We start from the raw sequence: 20318 nt of genomic DNA, 5'->3' as shown, positions 1-20318 counted from the left end.
AAGCATGAAAATCATGAAACTGATGGTTGCGGCCCTTGCCGGCGGCTTCGCCCTGGCCAACGTCGCCATGGCTAACGGCTACGACGACCTGCCCAAGCCCCCGCCGCCGCCGGGCGGCTGGGCGCAGCCGGAAAAGCAATCGGAGCGTTCGGTCACGGCCGACGTGGATCGCCAGGTCACCGAACGCTTCACGGCGGCCAACGGCGGCGACGCGAACGGCACGCTGTCGAAGCAGCAGGCCAAGGCGGCGGGCTGGGGCCTGGTCAGCGACCATTTCTCCGAGATCGACCGCGCCGGAAGCGGTTATGTCCGCCTGAACGACGTGCTCGACTTCATGTCGCAACGCAGCCCGCAGCGCGTCATGCGGATGCGCAACGCGGCGAAGGCCGGGGGCAATTCCTGAGCCGAGCCGTCCAGCCCTGAGGCAGGCATGCAGCGGGGCTGATATCCCTGATCGGCCGGCATGGAGATGCCGGCCCTTTCAAGACCACGGCCATGCCGGCCGCGTGTACCGACCCGGCATGACCGATCTTCGCCGGCATGGATGGACGATGCCGGATCCATCTCCCGTTTTTGATCAAAGCGCCTGAATGAAACCAGCGAGGCCGAATGCAGGGCGGGGCCGTGCTCGCCTGTCGCCGGCGGCCAGGGCTCGATGTCGGGCGCGTTCGACGCGATCGAACGACGTGGGGCAGGGCACCAGAAAACCAATGAATGGAGAAAAGGCAATGGATCTCGCTGGAAATCGAGGAACGATCCGCGTGGAGGGCAGCCGTGGCCACGCATGAGAATCGCGCCGGCGCACCCGGCCGCGCATCGCTGCTGCTGTTTCAACTGCTGATCGCCGCCGCGGTGATTCCGCGGCCGGTGGCAGCGCAGACGGCACCCTACCAGGAGCCCGGCAGGCTCGGCGACCCCGCCAGTTGGCGCACGCCGGAATTCGCCAGGGAATGGGGGCTCGGCGCGATGCACGCCGAATACGCCTACGCGGCCGGCTTCACCGGCAGGAACATCGCGATCGGCGTGCTCGATTCCGGTTATTACGCGCAGCATCCCGAACTATCCCCCAACCGCTACATTCCGGTTGCTTCGGACGGCATCCCGGGCGTGCTGAATCCGAACAACAACAATCACGGCACGCTGGTCAGCGGCGTGATCGCGGGTGCGCGCGACGGCACCGGCATGCATGGCGTGGCGCCCGACGCGACGGTCTACGAAGGCAATACCAATGCCACCGACGGCTTCCTGTTCGGCGTATCCGATCCGAAATTCCCCGGCTCGGACGCGAAGTATTTCTCCGATGTCTACGATGCGATCGCAGCCAAGGGCGTGCGCATCATCAGCAACAGCTGGGGCTCGCAGCCGAGCGACGAGAACTACAGCACGCTCGCCAGGCTGACCGATGCCTACAAGCTGCACGAGGCGGTGCGCACGCGCACCGGGCAGGGCACCTGGCTCGACGCGGCCGCGAAGGTGTCGCGCGAGGGCGTGATCAACAACTTCAGCTCGGGCAACACCGGCTACGACAACGCCAGCCTGCGCGGCTCCTATGCCTATTTCCATCCGGAGCTGGAAGGGCACTGGATGACCACCACCGGCTACGACGAGCAGGTCGGCCAGGTCTACAACAAGTGCGGGATCGCGAAATGGTGGTGCGTGATGGCGCCGACCGGCGTGCCGTCCACCTCGTATTCCGGCACCTCGGCGGCGCCCACCGGCGCGACCTACGCGAACTTCAACGGCACCTCGGCGGCCGCGCCGCACGCGTCGGCCGCGCTCGCGCTGATCATGGAGCGGTTTCCCTACATGAGCAGCGAGCAGGCGCTGTCGGTGATGTTCACCACCGCGCAGAACATGGAGCCGGACCCGAGCCGGCCAGACTACACCAGCAACAACAGCCTGTTCCAGGCGGTCCATCCCGCGAAGCCGGGCAGCAGCGGCGTGCCGAACGGGTTCGGCGGCTGGGGCCTGGTCGACCTGAAGAAGGCCATGAACGGGCCGGGGCAGTTGCTCGGCACCTTCCGCGCGGCGCTGCCTGCGGGCACCGCCGACGTCTGGTCGAACGACATCTCCGATGTCGCGCTGGCGGCGCGCAAGATCGAGGACGACGCCGAGCATCGCGCCTGGCTCGACACGCTGCAGTCCAGGGGCTGGCAGCAGGGCCTGCCGGCGGGGGCGAGCGACGGCGACAAGGTCGACTACGCGACCGGCGCGGCGCGCGAGGCCGCCCGCCAGGCGCGCGAATACCAGGGCAGCCTGGTGAAGTCGGGCGCCGGCACGCTCACGCTGGCGGGCGCGAATACCTATCGCGGGTTGACCACGGTCGACGGCGGCGAGTTGCGGATCGACGGCTCGATCGCCTCGGGCGCGGTGGTCAACGCCGCCGGGCGGCTCACCGTGAACGGCCGCGCGGCCGACATCGCGGTGAACGGCGGGCTGGCGACCATCGCCGGCACCAGCGCGGCGCTCGCGATCGACCAGGGCGGCACCGCGGCGGTGACCGGCACCGGCAGCACCGGCGAGGTGCGGCTCGCCAACGGCTTCGCCTCGCTGGGCGGCAACAGCGGCAAGGTGAGCGTGCAGGCGCTCGGCGTGGCGGCGATCACGGGCCGCACCGGCGACGTGGCGGTGGACGGCGGGCGCGCCTCGCTCGACGGCAGCAGCGGCGACGTCACGGTCGGCAACGGTGGCCTGGTGAACGGCAATGGCGCGATGCGCTCGCTGAACGCGACGGCCGGCGGCACGGTGGCGCCGGGGCACTCGGTCGGTAGCTTGTCGGTGGCGGGCGACCTGAGCCTGGCGAGCGGCTCGACCTACGCGGTGGAGTTGTCGCCGAGCGGCGCGAGCGACCGGATCGACGTGGGCGGCAAGGCCAGCCTGGCGGGCGGGGCGCTGAGCCTGGCGCTCGAGAACACGCCGCCGCCGCTGAGCGGGGAGCAGTCGCGCTCGGTGCTGGGGCGCAGCTTCGTGATCCTGAATGCGGCGGGCGGCGTCGATGGGCAGTTCGCTTCGCCCGGTGCCTATCTGTTCGTGTCGCCGTCGCTGGCCTATGGGCCGACCAGCATCAGCCTGAGCGTGAATCGCAACGCCGCGCGCTTCGCCAGCGTCGCGAACACCGACAACGAGCGCAGCGTGGCGAACGCGCTGGAAACCGTCGATCCGGGCAGCGCGGTCTACAACAGCGTGCTGTTCGCGACCGCCGCGCAGGCGCCGCAAGCCACGCTTTCGCAGTTGACCGGCGAGATCTACCCGGCCGCCTACGCCACGCTGATCAACGAAAGCCGGCAGGTGCGCGATGCCGTGCTCGATCGGCTGGCCGGTACCGGCGGTGGCAATGCCGGCAGCGGCGACGCGGCGGCCGCGCGGCCCGGCGTCTGGGCCCGGCTGCTGGGCTCCTGGGGTAGCGCGCGCGGCGACGGCGTGAACGGCTACACCAGCTCGACAGGCGGCTTCCTGGCGGGCGCGGACGCGGCCGTGCGCGATGCGCTGCGGGTGGGCGGCATCGCCGGCTACACGCACAGCGGCATCAGCCTGCGCGACCAGCCGTCCTCGGCCTCGTTCGACAGCTTCCATCTCGGCGCCTATGCGGCATGGCAACCGGGCGCGCTCGGGCTGCGCGCGGGAGCGGTGCACGCATGGCATCGCGGCGGCGTCGATCGGTCGGTTCGCTATGGCACCGCCGCCGAGTCGGAAACCGGCACGCTGAATGCGGAGACGAGCCAGGTGTTCGGCGAGGCGGCCTACCGGCTCGGCCTGGGCTCGGCGCTCGAGCTCGAACCCTTCGGCCGGCTCGCCTACGTTCACCTGAGCAACCACGGCGCGACCGAGTCGGGCGGCGCGGCGGCCTTGCGGGTGCAGGAGGACAACAACGACGTGTCGTTCTCGACGCTGGGCTTGCGCGGCACCACGCAGTTCGCGCTGGGTTCGTCGATGCAACTGACGCTGCAGGGCAGCGTGGGCTGGCAGCATGCCTTGACGAGCGGCCGACCGGTGGCGACACTCGCCTTCGCCTCGGGCAGCGACGGCTTCACGGTCGCCAGCGTACCGGTGGCGAAGGATGCGGCGGTGCTGAGCGTGGATGCCGGTTTCACGTTCGGCAAGGCCGGCCGCGCCAGCCTCGGTTACTCGGGCTCGCTGGCCAGCCGCCAGGCCGATCACGCGGTGCGGGGCAGCCTGGGCTGGAAGTTCTGATCGCGGATTCGCCTCGGGCGAACCCATGAAGCCGCGGACGCCTTCGGGCGTCCGCTTTCCCATCATCGACGGAGTGGCGATGACTCTCGACACGCGGCCGGGCGCGAGCGGCGCCTGGCAGGACATCACGATCATCGACGACCTGCTGCCCGGCGACGAGCAGGCCGCGATTCACCGCCTGCTCGCGCAAGGCACCTGGCAGCACGGCTGGCGTTCGCACAACGGCGCCGGCGCGCAGGCGTTCTGGAATCGCCATTTCGCCGGCTCGCAGGATCCGGCGCGGCTGGACGGGCGCCACGACGCGAGCGAGGAACTGGCCGCGCGCGAGCCGCTGCTGGATGCCTGCTGGCAGCGGATCGCGCGCGGCTATCTACGGGGTCACGCGCTGCAGAGCTGCTACGCGAATGGCCTGCCCTACGGCACCGACGGTTCGGTGCACACCGATTCGCTGGCGATCGGCGCCTGCACCGCCGTGTATTACCCGCACCAGCACTGGGACCCTGACTGGGGCGGCGAGACGATCCTGTTCAACAAGGACCGCAGCGACATCCTCGCGGCGGTCTACCCGAAGCCGAACCGGCTGCTGGTGTTTCCGGGCTTTCTCTACCACGTCGCGCGCGGCGTGTCGCGCGCCTGCCCGACGATGCGCATCACGCTGATGTTCAAGACGCAGATGCGCATGTGAGGCCGCGCAGCGAGCCGCTGCGCTTTCCATCTACACCTGCCACGAAGCCGCGCGACCCGCCTGCTTGCCGTAACGCGCACGCGCCGCGCGCACCGTCTCGCGCTCCACTTCGCCCTGTTCGGCCAGCGCGTGCAGCGCCGCCAGCACGATCGAGGCGCGATCCACCTCGAAGAACTCGCGCAGCGCCTGGCGCGTGTCGCTGCGCCCGAAGCCGTCGGTGCCGAGCGTCACATACGGCGCCGGCACCCAGGCGCGGATCAGCTCGGGCAGGGCGCGGGCGTAGTCGGTCGCGGCGATCACCGGCCCTTGCGCGCCTTGCAGCGCACGGCGCACCGCCGGTGCCGCCAGCGCATCCACATCCGCATCCATTTCTGCCCCAAGCCGCTGCGCGCGCTCGATCGCGATCGCGTCGCGATGCAGCTCGGTGAAGCTGGTCACGCTCCACACCTGCGCCTCGATCCCCCAGTCGTCCTGCAGCATCGCGGCCGCGGCCAGCACCTCGGTCATGATCGCGCCGGCACCCAGCAACTGCACCCGCGCCGAGCCATGCCGTTGCGGATGCAACGAATAGATGCCGCGCAGGATGCCCTCGCGCACCGCCTCGCCGGCCGGCATCGAGGGCTGGGCGTAGTTCTCGTTGGTCACGGTCAGGTAATGGAACACGTCGCGCTGCTGCTCGCCCATCTCGCGCATGCCGTGCTCGACGATCACCGCCACCTCGTAGGCAAAGGCCGGGTCCCAGGCACGGCAATTCGGGATCGCCGAGGCGGCCAGGTGGCTGGTGCCGTCCTGGTGCTGCAGGCCCTCGCCGCCGAGCGTGGTCTTGCCCGAGGTGGCGCCGATCAGGAAGCCGCGGGCGCGCTGGTCGGCGGCGGCCCAGATCAGGTCGCCGACGCGCTGGAAGCCGAACATCGAGTAGTAGATGTAGAACGGCAGCATCGGCAGGTCGTGCACGCTGTACGAGGTGGCGGCGGCGATCCACGAGGAGATCGCGCCGGCCTCGGAGATGCCTTCCTCGAGGATCTGCCCGCTGGTCGATTCGCGGTAGTAGAGCATCGAGCCGAGGTCCTCGGGCTCGTAGCGTTGCCCCAGCGGCGAATAGATGCCGACCTGGCGGAACAGGTTGGCCATGCCGAAGGTGCGTGCCTCGTCGGCCACCACCGGCACGATCCGCTCGCCGATCTCCGGCGCCTTGAGCAGGCCGCCCAGCATGCGCACGATCGCCATGGTGGTCGACATCTCCTTGCCCTCGGCCTCCAGCGCGAACTGCCCCCAGCCGGCCATCGGCGGCACCGCCAGCGGCCGGCTCGCGGCGCGGCGGCGGCGCGGCAGGTAACCGCCGAGCGCCTGGCGGCGCGCGTGCAGGTAGCGCATCTCGGGGCTGTCGGCGGCCGGGCGGTAGAACTTCACCTCGGCCACCTCGGCATCGCTGAGCGGCAGCGCGAAGCGGTCGCGGAAGGCCTTCAGGTCGTCCAGGTCGAGCTTCTTCTGCTGGTGCGTGGTCATGCGGCCCTGGCCGATCGCGCCCATGCCGAAACCCTTCATGGTCTTGGCCAGGATCACGGTGGGCTGGCCGCGATGCGCGAGCGCCCTGGCGTAGGCCGCGTGCAGCTTGCGCACGTCGTGGCCGCCGCGGCGCAGGCGGTCGATGTCGTCGTTGCTGAGGTGGGCCGCCAGCGCGGCCAGTTGCGGGTTCTGCTGGAAGAAGTGCTCGCGGTTGTAGGCGCCGTCGTTGGCCGAGAAGGTCTGGAACTGGCCGTCCACGGTGTTGGCGAAGGCGCGCAGCAGGGCGCCGTCGCGATCGCGCGCGAACAGCGCGTCCCAGTCCGAGCCCCACAGCACCTTGATCACGTTCCAGCCGGCGCCGGCGAACAGCGTCTCCAGCTCGTCCACCACGCGGCCGTTGCCGCGCACCGGGCCGTCCAGGCGCTGCAGGTTGCAGTTGATCACGAACACCAGGTTGTCGAGCTGCTCGCGAGCGGCCAGCGACAGCGCGCCGATCGATTCGGGCTCGTCCATCTCGCCGTCGCCGAAGAAGCCCCACACGGTGCGTCCCGCCGTGCCGAGCAGCTTGCGATGCTCGAGGTAGCGCATGAAGCGCGCCTGGTAGATCGAGTTGATCGGCCCGATCCCCATCGAGCCGGTGGGGAACTGCCAGAAGTCGGGCATCAACCACGGATGCGGATAGGAACAGAGCCCGGGCCCGGCGATCTCGCGGCGGTAGTGGTCGAGATGCGCTTCCTCCAGGAAGCCCTCCAGGTAGGCGCGTGCATACACGCCCGGCGCCGAATGCGGCTGGAAATAGACCAGGTCGGCGTCGCGCTCGCCGTCGGCGGCGCGGAAGAAGTGGTTGAAGCCGACCTCGAACAGGTCGGCGGCCGAGGCGTAGCTGGCGATATGGCCGCCCAGCTCGCCATAGGCGCGGTTGGCGCGCACCACCATGGCCAGCGCGTTCCAGCGCAGCGCGGCGGCCAGCCGGGCCTCGATCTCCAGGTCGCCCGGGTAGGGCGGCTGGGCGTCGAGCGCGATGCTGTTGGCATAGGGCGTGGCGCGCACGCGCCCGGTGGCCAGCCCTTGCGACGAGGCGTGCAGGGCGAGCTGGTCGAGCAGGTAGCGCGCGCGCTCGGGGCCGGCGTGCTCGACCACGCCGTCGAGCGCGGCCAGCCATTCCCCGGTTTCGCCGGGGTCCTCGTCGATCGGGTCGAGGGGCAGGGCGAGGATCGACGGCACGCCGTTCGACAGGTCGGTCATGATGCGGCTCCGGGCAGGAGAAAGCAGGTGGGGCCGCGGGTTCGGAAGCAGCGGCGATTCGACTAGCGTACTGAGCCCGTTGCGGAATGTGTGTCTGAATTGCATTGCGTTTCGGCCGGGAATCAGTATAAATATTCCGCCGATCCCGCCTTTTCCGGAATTGTTACATTCATGCCCAGTGACTCGACCCGGCTCGACCGCACCGACATCGCGATCCTCAACCAACTGCAGCAGAACGCGCGCATCACCAACGCCGAACTGGCGCGCGCGGTGAACCTGTCGCCCACGCCCTGCTTCAACCGCGTCAAGGCGCTGGAGAAGCTCGGGCTGATCAAGCAGCAGGTGACCCTGCTCGATCCCGATCCGCTGGGCCTGAAGATCAACGTGTTCATCCAGGTCAGCCTGGAGAAGCAGCAGGAGGACGCGCTGCGCCGCTTCGAGGCGGCCATCGACAAGCGGCCCGAGGTGATGGAGTGCTACCTGATGTCGGGCGACGCCGATTACCTGCTGCGCGTGCTGGTGCCGAGCATGCACGGGCTGGAGCGCTTCATCATGGACCAGCTGACCACCATCCCGGGTGTGTCGAACATCCGCTCGAGCTTCGCGCTCAAGCAGGTGCGCTACCGCACCGCCTTGCCGCTGCCGGCGGCGGGGCTGACGCTGAGCCGCGAGGAAGAGGATACGCACGACGAGGATTAATGCGTGGCCCGGGCGCTGCGGCTTTCCGCCGGCGCCTTCCCGGGCTTGCACGAGCCGTCTCGGCGGATATCGCCAAGCCTCGTTTCCATTAGTGTGGCTAATGTTTCGGGTAGAAATGCTCGTTTGTCGGGCCGGCCTCGCGCGCGCAGAATGCCCGGCCAAGGAGGAATGGTCATGGACACCATCGAAATCAAGGGCACCCGCTTCCCGCGCTTCGCGCTGCTCGACGCCGTCACGCCGATCCAGCGGCTCACGCGGCTGGAAGCCGAACTCGGCGAGCGCCTGAACGGCGTGCAGCTTTATGCGAAGCGCGACGACCACGTCGCGCTCGGCGGCGGCGGCAACAAGCTGCGCAAGCTCGAACTGCACCTGGGGCAGGCGCTGGCCGAGGGCGTCGACACGCTGATCACGGTCGGCGGGATCCAGTCGAATCACGCGCGGCAGACCGCGGCGGCCGCGGCGCTGGCCGGGCTGCGTTGCGAACTGGTGCTGGCGCGCATGGTGCCCCGCGAGGGCGTCGACTACGAGCGCAACGGCAACGTGCTGCTCGACGAGCTGTTCGGCGCGACCGTCCAGGTCGCGCCGGCGGGCACGTCGGCGCTCGATCTGGCCCAGGCGCGCGCCGAGGAATTGCGCCGCGCCGGCCGCAAGGTGCTGGTGATTCCCTCGGGCGGCTCCACCGGCCTGGGCGCGCTCGGTTATGCCGCCTGCGCCGCCGAGATCGACGCGCAGGCGCGCGAGCTCGGCATCGAGTTCGCCTGCGTGGCCTGCCCGAACGGCAGCGCCGGCACGCATGCGGGGCTGGTGGCCGGCTTCCACGCGCTGGGCCGCGACCCTGGCCTGGTGCGCGCCTACGGCGTGCTGGCGCCGGCCGACGAGGCCGCCGCGATGACCGTGAAGCTGGTCGACGAAGCCTGCGCGCTGCTCGGCATCGCGCCGCCGCCGGCCGGCACGATCGGCGTGGAGGGCGCGCATCGCGGCGAGGGTTACGGCATTCCCACCGAGGGCATGCTGGCGGCCGTGCGCCTGATGGCGCGCAGCCAGGGGCTGCTGCTCGACCCCGTCTACAGCGGCAAGGCCTTCGCCGGGCTGCTGGCCGACATCGGGGCGGGACGCTTCCGGCGCGGCGACAAGCTGCTGTTCCTGATGACGGGCGGCGCGCCGGCGCTGTATGCCTACCGCGGCATCTTCGAGGAGGCGCGCGGCCAGGCCTGAGCCCCGGCCGGCCTGCTCCAGGGCCGGCTTCATTAACCGGGCTAATGCGGCGAGAAGAAATCCTCGCTTGAGCCCCGCGCGACGCGCCGACAGAATCTGCCCTGGCGCGTCGACGCGACTTCATGCGGCGCGCCGGTGCCCGGCGCGCGCGGCACGGCCGACGCGCCGCGTGTGTTCCGGCGCGGGTCGTCATGCACCCGCCGCCCTTCGCATCGACCTCGTCGCGTCGATCCCGCTTCCGGCCGTTGCCGATCCCCGATCGCTACGGATTCCTCATCACGATCCGGCGCGCGGCCCAGCCCGTCGCGCCCGATCGCCAGCCGCGCCCATCCCATGTTCCTTCGCAAGCCCGATCCATCGACAGCTCCTTCCTCCGAACCGCCCGGGCAACCCGGCGGCGATCGCGCGCCGCGCCGACGCGGCGGCTGGCGCCGCCTGCGCACGGCGCTGGTCGGCCTGGTCTGCGCCGGCGTGGTGGCCGGCGCCTCGACGCTGGCCTACCTCGCATGGGTGGTCTACCCGTCGCTGCCGCCGGTCTCCGCGCTCGGCGACTACCAGCCCGCCGAGCCGCTGCGGATCTTCTCCTCGGATGGCGAACTGCTGGCCGAATACGGCATCGAGCGCCGCATTCCGCTGGAGGCGGGGGCGATCCCGCTGCGCGCGAGGCAGGCCCTGCTGGCGGCCGAGGACGCGAGTTTCTACGCGCATCCCGGCGTCGACGCGGGCGGCCTGCTGCGCGCGGTGTTCGTCGACGCGCTGCGCGGCGGCAAGGCGCAAGGTGGCAGCACCATCACCATGCAGCTGGCGCGCAACTTCTTCCTGTCGCGCCACAAGACCTTCGCGCGCAAGCTCTACGAGGTGCTGCTCGCCATCAAGCTCGAACGCAGCCTGCCCAAGGACCGCATCCTGCAGCTCTACATGAACCAGATCTACCTGGGCGAGCGTTCCTACGGCTTCGGGGCGGCGGCGCGTACCTATTACGGGCGCGACCTGGGCGAACTGACGGTCGCGCAGGCGGCCATGCTCGCGGGCCTGCCGAAGGCGCCTTCGGCCTACAACCCGATCAGCGATCCCGAGCGGGCGCGGGCACGCCAGCGTTACGTGCTGGCGCGCATGCGCGAGGTGGGCTACCTGAGCCCGGCCGAGTATCGCGCGGCGCTCGACGAGCCGCCGTACCAACGGCCCGAGCCGCGCCGCGATTCGGTGCCGGCCGGCTCGGTCAGCGAGCTGGTGCGGCAGATGATGGTCGAGCGTTACGGCGAGGCGGCCTACGAATCGGGCTTCCGGGTCACCACCACGGTGGCGCTGGGCGAGCAGCGCGCCGCCTTCGAGGCGGTCAGGCACGGCGCCGAGGCGTATCAGCAGCGCCATGGTTACGCCGGGCCGGAGGCCAGCGTGGCCGCGCCGGTGCTGGTCGATGGAAAGTTGTCCGAAGCGGCGGCGCAGGCGCTGAAGCAGCGACCCGAAGTCGGCGGCATGGCCAGCGCGGTGGTGATCGGCGCCGGCGCCGGCGGTCTCGACCTGATGCGCGCCGACGGCGAGCGCGTGGCGTTGTCGGGGCGCGCGCTGGCGGTGCTGTCGTCCGGCGCCGGGCGGCGCGTGGTTTTGCCTTCGTCGCTGAAGCCCGGCGCGATCGTGCGCATCGCGCGCGATGGTGATGGCGATGGCCGCTGGGTGCTGCGCCAGTTGCCGGCGGTGCAGGCGGCGCTGGTCGCGATCTCGCCCGACGACGGCGCGATCCGCGCGCTGGTCGGCGGCAACGGCTACACGCCGAGCCAGCTCAACCACGTCACCCAGGCCTGGCGGCAGCCCGGCTCGAGTTTCAAGCCCTTCATCTATTCGGCGGCGCTGGCCAAGGGCTTCGCGCCCGCCAGCGTGATCGACGACCTGCCGCTGGAGATCCCCGCCAGCTACCCGGGCGGCCCGGTCTGGCGGCCGCGCGAGAGCGGCGCGCTGCTCGGGCCGATCGCGTTGCGCGAGGGCCTGGCGCGCTCGAAGAACCTGGTCGCGGTGCGCGTGCTGCGCGCGATCGAGCCGGCCTATGCCAAGGACTACATCGTGCGTGCCTTCGGGCTGCGCTCCGACCTGATCGTGCCGAACCTGCCGATGGCGCTGGGTGCGGGCGCGGTCACGCCGCTGCAGATGGCGACCGGCTACGCGAGCTTCGCGAACGGCGGCTTCCGCGTGCAGCCCTACCTGATCGCGAAAATCCAGGACGGCGCGGGGCAGGTGCTGTTCGAGGCGGCGCCGGCGCGTGCCGGTGCCGGCGCGCCGCGCGTGATCAGCGCCGCCAACAGCTACCTGATGACCGACATGCTGCGGCGCGCGGCGATGCACGGCACGGGCGCGGCCACCAATGCGCTCAAGCGCGGCGACCTGGCCGGCAAGACCGGCACCACCAACAACTATCGCGACGGCTGGTTCGCCGGCTACCAGCGGCAACTGGCGACCGTGGTGTGGATGGGCTTCGATACGCCGGCCTCGATGGGGCCGCGCGAATACGGCGCGCGCAATGCGCTGCCGGTCTGGATCGAGTTCATGGGGCATGCGCTGGCGGGCGTGCCGGAATCGATCGAGGCGCCGCCCGAGGACATCGCGCTGATCGACGACGAGCCTTATGACAAGGCCTTCCTGCCGGGCCAGGGTTTCGTGGCGGCGCTCGATGCGCAGGGTGCGATTCCGCTGATGGCGCAGCGCGCCGGTGGTGAGAGTGGCGCGATCGCGGCGGTGGCCGCGTCGGGGCCGGTCGCGACGCACGCCGATGCGCGCGCGGCGTCGACGCCCGGCGTGGTGTCCTCGGACGAGAAGGCGCGCATCCTGCGCTACTTCGCGGCGCCTTCGGAGGCGGGTGGCGGGGAGGGGATGTGAGTCTCCGCACGCGTTTGATCGAGCATCGCTCGCGCGACGAAGCGTCGTCATGATTCGGCGACGCGAGCAGCCCGCGTCGCCGATCCGATCAGACCTTGCAACCGCAATCGGCCTGCTCGGCAGGGACCTGCTCGATATTGCGCCACCTCAGCACATTGTCGATCACACGATCGGTAACGCGGCACGCGACGTTCGCTTCATCGGAAGACTGACAGTGAATGCCGACGATATCCCACGACTCCTGGCCTTTGTTGGCGACGGCACTGCCGCTTTCGCCGTGTTTCGTCGAGATCCGGTATTGCAGGCTGCGCGACTTGACCTCGGTCAGCTTGCCTTTATCTTCCCAAAGCGTGCCGATGGGTTTGTCGTCCGGGTAGCCGGCGATCTGGACCTGCAGTTTCTCGAGGTCCGTGTCGCCGGCATTGCGAAGAAGGAACGTGGCGAACTCGTGCGTCACGTTTTCCTCAAGTACGACGAGACAGTAGTCGTAGTCGGGAAAGGCGCTGTTTTGGAGGTATTCATCGTCGATGAAAAAGCGCTTCATGGCATAGCTGCCGAAGGGATCGACCGCGCCGTTGCGGGCCGGATAGAAGCGTGCCGAAACTGCCTTGCCGTGATTTTCGTCATGCAGGACATGCGCTGCCGTCACCACGTGACGCTTATCGAGCAAGGTGCCGGTGCCGCTCAGTGTTACGCCGTCAGGGAAGGTGACGACCAGCTCACCGATCGCGTTCCAGGGCACGGCCTTGGTATTGGTGATGCGCTTGCGTGTGTCGGGCGGGAAGACCTTGCCGACCTTGCCTGTTCTGGCCACCTGGGTGAACGGTGGGGTCTGCCGGTCTTGCAAGGCTTGTGCCATGGCGTCGAGTTCAGCCGCCGCTTCGTCCACCGACAGTCGTGTCAGCACCACCACGCCGTCCGACGAGACTTTCGCCGAGGCGCTTTCCGTCAGGTTGGTCTGGTTCAGGATGTCGAGCATGGCGGCCATGGTGGCCGGCGTCCATGTGCCGTCCTCGACCCGCTTGAAGTATTCCTTGACCTTGGCGTCCTTGGCCGCGACTTCCTTGCGAATGCGTGTCTGGAGTCCGTCGCTCTTTTCGGCCGTGATGCAGCCGAACTCCTTGAGTTGGAGATCGTAGAAGCTCTTGATGGTCTTGGCGTTGCAAGGCAGCGCAAGTGCCATGTTGCCGTTGAGTGCGACGAGCGTATTGCCCTCGAAGGTGATGGTCTGGTCGAACTTGATTGCCTGTTTGAAGGTTTCGCGCCCGAAGGACATGTTGATGTTCATCGACCAGGGCAGCAGTTCTCCGCCGAGTGAATCCTTGCCCGGTGCGGGCTCCTGAGGCTTCGGATTAGGCTCGAACTTGAACAGCCCCTCGCCGGCGGTGATCTGCGCGTTGATGGCCTCGAACAGCGTCTTGGTCGATTCGAGCAGCGCGCGACCGAATTCCTTGCCTCCGCCGCCTTCGATGTAGGTGATCTTGACGATGTTCTCCTTGATCAGGCTTTGGGCGATCTTGTCATACTGCACACCGACGATATTGGTCCACCCCAGCTTCAGGTTCGCATCGACCTTGTCGCGCGTGTAGCTCCATACCTGCGCAAGATCGGCCTCGATACGGGCGACCCATTTGTCCGCGCGCAACTCCGCGGTGCCGTAGAAGTTGACGCCGATATCGGGGCTGTTGTCTCGATCGATACTGCCTTCCGCGCCCACCAGTTCGCTGAACAGGCTGTTGCCCGATGCGACGTTGAAACCGAACTGGGTGCCGACCTGGAAGCGCTCGGGAAAGGTCACGCTGCTGCTGCCGCCCATTTCCACCAGATTCTTCGCGAAGATCGGCTGGACGGCGACGTCCTGGAGCACGAGCGGCACGAGATTGACTTCGTCCTTGTCCTTCAACTGGAAGACCCGCTTGATCTCGGCAATGATGTTCGCTCGCTGAGCCGAGGTGATGTCGGCCACGGCCTGGCCCGAGACCGAGCCGCCCACGACGCTCTGGTATTTCCGGTTGCCGACATCGATGAAGTAAGGCGTCTTGTTGATTCCCCAGTACTTGACGTCATAGGCACGCAGGGTTTCACCCTGGATGGCGTCGATGCGAACCGGGAAATAATGGAATGTCTTGGTCTCTTCCGTATTCTGATATGCAACAACGCCATCGGCAGCGCATGATTTGTTCAAACGTCCTGGCATGATGTCCCTCATTGGATAGTGGGCGTCGTTTGTGATTTCCGTGGCTTTCAACCACGGCATGGTCATTCGCGACGACCGGAGTCGAACGACCGTGATCCCCGCCGAGCGACAGCGGAATTCCTGAAAATGAGGTGAATCCGCGTTTAGTGCTGTTCTTGGGGGCGCGCGCCCCGATAAGCGCGTAATTGCGTGCGTGAAAGGCCGAACGTCGATTGCAGCAGATCGCGAGACCAACTGCGCGAAAGTGCGTAGGCGAGCGCTGCACGTCGTATCGACAGGTAGACGCCCCAGGCGGAAGGCACGTCGATCTGGCCGCTGACGTCGGCATGCAAGCGCCAGCACCGATAAGCGTCGGCCGGGATGTGCACGGTGGTCTGCTGGGCGAAGCGCGCGACGTCGATCGGCAGATAGACCCGACGCCCGCCCAGGCGCATGACCAATTCGAAAATCTCCTCGAAGGCGCAGGCGCGTGCCAGCGGCTCGAGCACGCCGGGCAAATGAGGCAAGACCACGTCCTGATGCGTTTCGCAGAATATCGCAAGGCTGTCGCGCATCTCCGTGCGCAACAGAGCCTCGGCACTGAACAATCGACTGATCAGCAGTCGATCATCCTTTCTTGATTCCGATGGATCGACGGAAGAATCGGATTCGCGCATGGTGGCCTCTATTTGTTCGTGAAAAGAGGCTAACGACTATGCGCGTTTTTCTGTAGAGGAAACGGCGTCCCTGAAATGAGATGGATTTTGTCGATGCCGAGGGGGATTACGAGAACGGGATGTAACTGAAAATTTATTATTGTGTTGAATATCTGTCATCTTTCACGCGCGGATTGATTTTGTTATGACGTGCCGCGACGATCCGGATTGAATTCGGAAAAATGGATTGGCATAAAAATAATTGCCTTTCCATTTTTCCGGCGATCGGCCTGAAACTCAAGGCACCAGCCACAGCGCCAGCGCATAGATCACCAGCGACACCGCGAAGGTCACCGCCGTGTATCCCATCACGCGCTGGATGCGGATCCCGGCGATCGCCACGATCGGCACGGCCCAGAACGGCTGCAGCATGTTCGAGACGTTCTCGGCCATCGCCACGCCCATGGCGGTGCGCGGCACCGAGGCGTGCAGGCTCAGCGCGGCGGGCAGCACGAAAGGCCCTTGCACGGCCCAGTGGCCGCCGGCGCTCGGCACCAGCAGGGTGATGATCAGCGAGCTGAGGTAGCTCCACAGCGGCAGCGAGAGCGGCGTGGCGATCGTCACGAAGGCCTTGGCGATCATCGAGGCCAGCCCGGTGCCCTTCATCATGCCCATGATCCCGCCGTACACGGGGTACTGCAGCAGCATGGAGCCGGTCTGGCGCGCCGCGCCGCGGATCGCGTTGGCGTAGGCGATCGGGGTGCGCTGCAGGGCCAGGCCGATCAGCAGGAAGATCAGGATGGTGGTGTTGATGTCGAGGTCGAAATGCCCCGAGCGCCATTCCATCACCAGGAAGCCGATCCCGAAGGCGAGCAGCAGCAGGGTGCCGAGCACCGATTGTTCGAGGCGTGTGGCGAACGAGGGCGTGCCGCCCATGCGCGCATGCGGATCGTCGCCGGGCGCCTGGCGCTGCTGGTCGGCCGCGTCGTCGAAGGCCACCACGTCCGCCTCGCGCGGATGCATGCGGATGAAGATCGCCGTCATCACCACCACCACCAGCACGGTGGGGATGAACACGAAGGGGGCGAATACCGTGGCGCCGAGCGGCACCACCTGGCCGGTGGCCTTCTCCACCAGGTTCAGCGCATTGCCGTGCGAGGCCTGCGAGAGCGCGATCGAGCTCGACAGCCCGCTGTTGCAGATCGACCAGGCCGAGTAGCTGCCGGCCACCAGCCAGGCGAAATCGACGCGCACGCGCCGCGCGATCTCGCGCGAGAGCAGGGCGCCGACGATCAGGCCGAGGCCCCAGTTCAGCCAGGCCGCCACCGCCACCACCGGGAACACCAGCAGGGCCGCGCGCGCCGGCGTCTGGGCGCGCGAAGCCATCGCGCGCAGGCCGCGCTGCACGATCGGCGCCTCGGCGATCGCGTAGCCGGTGGCGAGGATCAGGATCATCTGCAGCGCGAAGCCGAGGATGCCGAAGGTGCCCGTGTACCAGGAATCGAGCACGGTCGGCAGGTTGCCCTGCGGCGCGATCGCGAAGGCGAGCAGCGCGACGAAGGCGGTCAGGCAGATCGAGAGCACGAACGGGTCGGGCATGACTCGTTCGAACACGTAGACGAGGGCGGCGACCACGCCGCGCGATTCGGTGGCGCGCGCGGTTGCGGGCGCGAGGTTGTCTCTTTGCATGCTGTCAGTCTGTTGCGCAGCGGGGGCTGCTGCGGCGCCGGGCGGCGGATCGGCATGCGGGTGGGCCCGGGGCGGCGCGCGCTCGAAAGCTCGCGGGCCGCGCGACGGGTCGGGATGCGGTGCTCCTCCAGGTGCTCGTGGTGTTGCCACGGCGCAGCGGGTTCTCTATCGCGCCTTCCGCGTCGCACGCTCGACCTGCGCGGACAAGGAAGACGGCCAGCCTGTTCTTGTTATGAAAAGTTCGTTAATCGAACGTCGTTTCGATTAACGAACGGCGCATTATTCGGCGCGAGCGGTGGCGGTGTCAAGCCGGCAACGTGGGGGATGGGGTCTTTTCGCCGGGAATCGCGGCGTGAAGGCGGGTATTTGAAAGATATTGAAGGGGATTTGAAATGAATGGGGCGCTTCATGCGCGACCGGCGAGAGGTGGCCAGAGCGGGTTCACACAAAACGCGTGCTGATGTCAGAGCGTCGTGTGACAGGCCGGCAGGCGAGGAGTAGGATTCAATCCTATCGACGTCAAGGGAACGATCATGCGCTCCACCCAACAATTGAGCATCACCCTGCCCCACGAGATGGCGGAATTGGTCCGGGCCAAGGTCGCCAGCGGCGAATATGCCTCCGACTCCGAGGTGATTCGCGATGCGCTGCGCACGCTTGCCGCGCGGGATCGCGCGGTCGAGGCGTGGTTGCGCGATAGCGTGGTGCCGGCCGCCACCGCGCTCGAGGCGGATCCCGATCGCGCGGTCGAGCCGTCGGACGCCCGTGCCACCCTGGCGCGCCGACGAGCGGCTCGCTCGTGACGCCTGCTCCATATCGGGTCGTATTTTCCCCCGAAGCCGTCGATCAACTATCGGAACTCGAGGCACGCATCGCCGCGCGTGGCGCGCCCGTTACGGCGCAGAGATATGTCGACGCCATCATCACGTTCTGTGAGCAGCTTGATCGTTTTCCCCAGCGCGGCGTGCCGCGCGAAGACCTGCTCGTCGGTTTGCGCCTGACGCACTACCGCGGCAGCACGGCGATTGCCTATCGAATCACCGAGGAACAGGTTGCGGTCCTCGGGATTTACCACGGCGGCCAGGATTACGCGGCCGATTTCCAGTCGTCGATCGACGACTGAGCATCGATGTCCACGCCGGCGCGGCTTCCTGGCCGGGGCCGTGACTCAATACTGCTTGTACGGCAGGAACTTGCCCGACAGCACCACATGCACGCGGTCGCCCTTCGGATCGGGCTCGCGCTGGATGTCCATCGAGAAATCGATCGCGCTCATGATGCCGTCGCCGAATTCCTCGTGGATCAGCTCCTTGATGGTGCTGCCATAGACGTTGACGATCTCGTACCAGCGATAGATCAGCGGATCGGTGGGCACGGTGCTCGGCAGCGAGCCCTTGTAGGGGACGATCTGCAGCCAGGCCACCGCCTCGTCGGGCAGCTCGAACAGCTTGCCGATCGCCTCGGCCTGCGGCTTGTCGAAGGTCATCTGGCCGAGGCAGCCGGCGGTGGTGAACTCCTTGGACAGCCCGGTGGCCTCGGCGGCCTGGGTCCACTTGATGCCCTTGCGCACCTTGCTGGACAGAATCATCCTGGTCACTTCTTCACGGCTCGAAATCATGACTGGCTCCGTATGACGGTAGGGAAGGCGCCGCGCATCGGGCACGGCGCCGGAACGGGAATGCTGCGGACGGGATCGACGACGGGGTCGACAAGTCGGCGCGGCGCTGCGTCGGCGCCTCGCTCGCGAGGATCGTGGGGAACGGCGTCCGGCCGTCGAGGCGATGGCGGGGCAACGCGTGAGTGGACGTGGCGCATCGATCCGGCGGCTCGATCATAAAACCTCATTAACGAGCCGCCAGAAATCGATGTCAACGCGAGGCCGTCTGTGCTGCTTTTCCGGGACAGAGGATGTGCGTGGCGCGCGAGGCCGGCACGGCGCTCACGAACGGCTGTCGACCAGCGCCGCGACGGGCAGCTCGGCCAGCAGATCGGCCAGCCGCAGCCGGGTGCCGCCGCCATCCCGCTTCGTGGCCTGGAAATCGCGATCGCCCAGCTCGTCGCGCCAGGCCGCCGACCCGGCCGGCATGTCGAGAGGCAGCACCACGCTGGTATCGCCCCAATGACGCGTCTCGATGCGCGGCCCGGCATCGTCCGGGGCCAGCAGGCCGAGCGCGAGCCGGCTGCCGACCACCACGATGCGGGCTTGCGCGTCGTGCCGCATCAGCGCGATCGCATGCGCGCTGGCCGGTCCCTCGATCGCCAGCGGCAGGTAGGCGCCGCTCGCGAATGTCTCGGGATGACGTGCCCGCAAGCCCAGCATGCGCGTGACCAGCGCGCGCTTGACGCGCCCGTCGGCCCAGGTCGGCAGGTAGCCGGCCACCGGGCCGTCGACGGGGATCGCGCGCCGCTCGGCGAAATCCACCTCGCGGCGGTTGTCGGGATCGACCAGGCTGAAATCCCAGGCGTCGGTGCCCTGGTAGAGATCGGGCACGCCGGGCGAGGCGATCCGCAGCGCGGTCTGCAGCAGCGAATTGACCGCGCCGGCCGGCGCGATGCGGGCCACGAAGGCATGCAGCGCATGCGCGAAATCGTCGATGCCGCGCGGCCGCAGGATATCGCGCACGAAATCCTCGCAGGCCTGCTCGTAGCGCGCGTCGGGCGCGAGCCACCCGGTCTCGCGCTTGGCCTCGCGCAGCGCCTTGGTCTGCCAGCGCACGATGCGCTCGGTGAGTTCGGCCAGGCCCTCGGCGTCGTCGGGCCCGAGCGTGGGGGGCCAGCAGCCGGCCAGCGTCTGGTAGAGCATGGCTTCGGTGGCGCGGCTCGGGCCGCCGGCCGGCGGCGCGTTGCGCGCATGCCAGGCTTCCAGCGCGCCGCGCCAGGGCACTGGCATCTCGCTGAGCACGGCCAGCCGCGCGCGCACGTCCTCGCCGCGCTTGTGGTCGTGAGTGGCGGTCGCCAGCATGGTGGCCGGCATGCATCGCGCGCGCTCGAGATTGCGCGCGTGGAAATCCTCCGGCGATAGCGCGAGCCGTTGCGCATCGGCGCCCACTTCGTTGCGCGACAGCAGGCGGCCGTAGCGATAGCAGGCGGTATCCTCCACGCCCTTGGCCGCGAGCGGCGCGCTCAGCCGCGCGAAGGACAGTTGCGCGCGCAACGACAGCGCGGGATCGACGTCCGGCACGACGGTATCGCCGGCCAGCTCGGGCCAGCCCAGCCAGGCCAGCGCGTGGTCGAGCGCGGCGCGATCGGTGCGCGGCAGGGTCCGCGCGGCGGCGCGCGCGGCGGCCTCGATGAAGGGCCGCTCCTGCTTGCGCTCGCCTTCCAGCGGATAGAGCCGGTAGACCGGCAGTTGCGCGGCCAGCTCGATGGCCGCGCGCCGCAGCGGCGC

The 20318-nt window shown here is 68.4% G+C and carries 13 protein-coding genes and 1 pseudogene; 8 read left to right on the top strand and 6 right to left on the bottom strand.

Features of this window, described 5'->3' with window-relative positions:
* Positions 1–4: 4 nt before the first annotated feature.
* From F3J18_RS13250 to F3J18_RS13240, 3 genes are all read left to right on the top strand, one after another.
* Complete coding sequence (locus F3J18_RS13250) at positions 5–403, top strand: hypothetical protein (RefSeq protein WP_025099239.1); 399 nt, start codon at positions 5–7, stop codon at positions 401–403.
* Between the two features lie 371 nt (positions 404–774).
* Positions 775–4191 carry an autotransporter domain-containing protein gene (locus F3J18_RS13245; RefSeq protein ID WP_345891824.1) on the top strand — a complete coding sequence of 1139 codons (3417 nt, stop codon included), beginning with the start codon at positions 775–777 and terminating at the stop codon, positions 4189–4191.
* Positions 4192–4270: 79 nt separating this feature from the next.
* On the top strand, positions 4271–4876 hold the full coding sequence (locus F3J18_RS13240) for a 2OG-Fe(II) oxygenase (RefSeq protein ID WP_166913075.1): 606 nt from the start codon (positions 4271–4273) through the stop codon (positions 4874–4876).
* Between the two features lie 30 nt (positions 4877–4906).
* Here the strand turns inward: F3J18_RS13240 and mdeB are convergent, their stop codons facing one another.
* On the bottom strand, positions 4907–7627 hold the full coding sequence (mdeB, locus tag F3J18_RS13235; RefSeq protein ID WP_166913074.1) for an alpha-ketoglutarate dehydrogenase: 2721 nt from the start codon (positions 7625–7627) through the stop codon (positions 4907–4909).
* 171 nt (positions 7628–7798) lie between these two features.
* Between mdeB and F3J18_RS13230 the strand changes: the two genes are divergently transcribed.
* From F3J18_RS13230 to F3J18_RS13220, 3 genes are all read left to right on the top strand, one after another.
* Positions 7799–8326 (top strand): Lrp/AsnC family transcriptional regulator, encoded by a 528-nt coding sequence (locus F3J18_RS13230; protein ID WP_025099235.1) that lies wholly within the window; start codon positions 7799–7801, stop codon positions 8324–8326.
* Between the two features lie 174 nt (positions 8327–8500).
* Complete coding sequence (locus tag F3J18_RS13225; RefSeq protein ID WP_025099234.1) at positions 8501–9541, top strand: D-cysteine desulfhydrase family protein; 1041 nt, start codon at positions 8501–8503, stop codon at positions 9539–9541.
* A 333-nt stretch (positions 9542–9874) separates the two neighbouring features.
* Positions 9875–12409: a PBP1A family penicillin-binding protein gene (locus tag F3J18_RS13220; protein ID WP_166913073.1), complete on the top strand. Its 2535-nt coding sequence runs from the start codon at positions 9875–9877 to the stop codon at positions 12407–12409.
* 88 nt (positions 12410–12497) lie between these two features.
* Here F3J18_RS13220 and F3J18_RS13215 read toward each other — a convergent pair whose 3' ends face one another.
* The 3 genes from F3J18_RS13215 to F3J18_RS13205 all read right to left on the bottom strand — a co-directional run bounded on the left by F3J18_RS13215 (position 12498) and on the right by F3J18_RS13205 (position 16930).
* Positions 12498–14666 (bottom strand): trypsin-like peptidase domain-containing protein, encoded by a 2169-nt coding sequence (locus F3J18_RS13215; protein WP_166913072.1) that lies wholly within the window; start codon positions 14664–14666, stop codon positions 12498–12500.
* Positions 14667–14749: 83 nt separating this feature from the next.
* Positions 14750–15262 carry a hypothetical protein gene (locus tag F3J18_RS13210; protein WP_166913071.1) on the bottom strand — a complete coding sequence of 171 codons (513 nt, stop codon included), beginning with the start codon at positions 15260–15262 and terminating at the stop codon, positions 14750–14752.
* Between the two features lie 276 nt (positions 15263–15538).
* On the bottom strand, positions 15539–16930 hold the full coding sequence (locus tag F3J18_RS13205; RefSeq protein WP_025099232.1) for a TIGR00366 family protein: 1392 nt from the start codon (positions 16928–16930) through the stop codon (positions 15539–15541).
* A gap of 533 nt (positions 16931–17463) precedes the next feature.
* On the opposite strand from F3J18_RS13205, the gene F3J18_RS13200 reads away from it, so the two are divergent.
* Positions 17464–17733, top strand: coding sequence for a type II toxin-antitoxin system ParD family antitoxin (locus F3J18_RS13200; protein WP_025099231.1), 270 nt, complete (start codon positions 17464–17466; stop codon positions 17731–17733).
* On the top strand, positions 17730–18053 hold the full coding sequence (locus F3J18_RS13195; RefSeq protein WP_166913070.1) for a type II toxin-antitoxin system RelE/ParE family toxin: 324 nt from the start codon (positions 17730–17732) through the stop codon (positions 18051–18053). Before F3J18_RS13200 ends, F3J18_RS13195 begins: the two co-directional genes overlap by 4 nt.
* A gap of 45 nt (positions 18054–18098) precedes the next feature.
* Here the strand turns inward: F3J18_RS13195 and cynS are convergent, their stop codons facing one another.
* Entirely contained in the window at positions 18099–18548 is a 450-nt protein-coding gene (gene cynS / locus F3J18_RS13190; protein ID WP_166913069.1) for a cyanase, read from the bottom strand.
* Positions 18549–18869: 321 nt separating this feature from the next.
* A pseudogene (locus tag F3J18_RS13185) lies at positions 18870–20318 on the bottom strand (malto-oligosyltrehalose synthase); the annotation flags it as partial.

This window comes from Burkholderia sp. Ax-1720, from assembly GCF_011753035.1.
Lineage (GTDB): Bacteria > Pseudomonadota > Gammaproteobacteria > Burkholderiales > Burkholderiaceae > Burkholderia > Burkholderia gladioli.
Note: the sequence above shows the minus strand (reverse complement) of the source record. Positions and strands in the feature narration are given on the sequence as shown.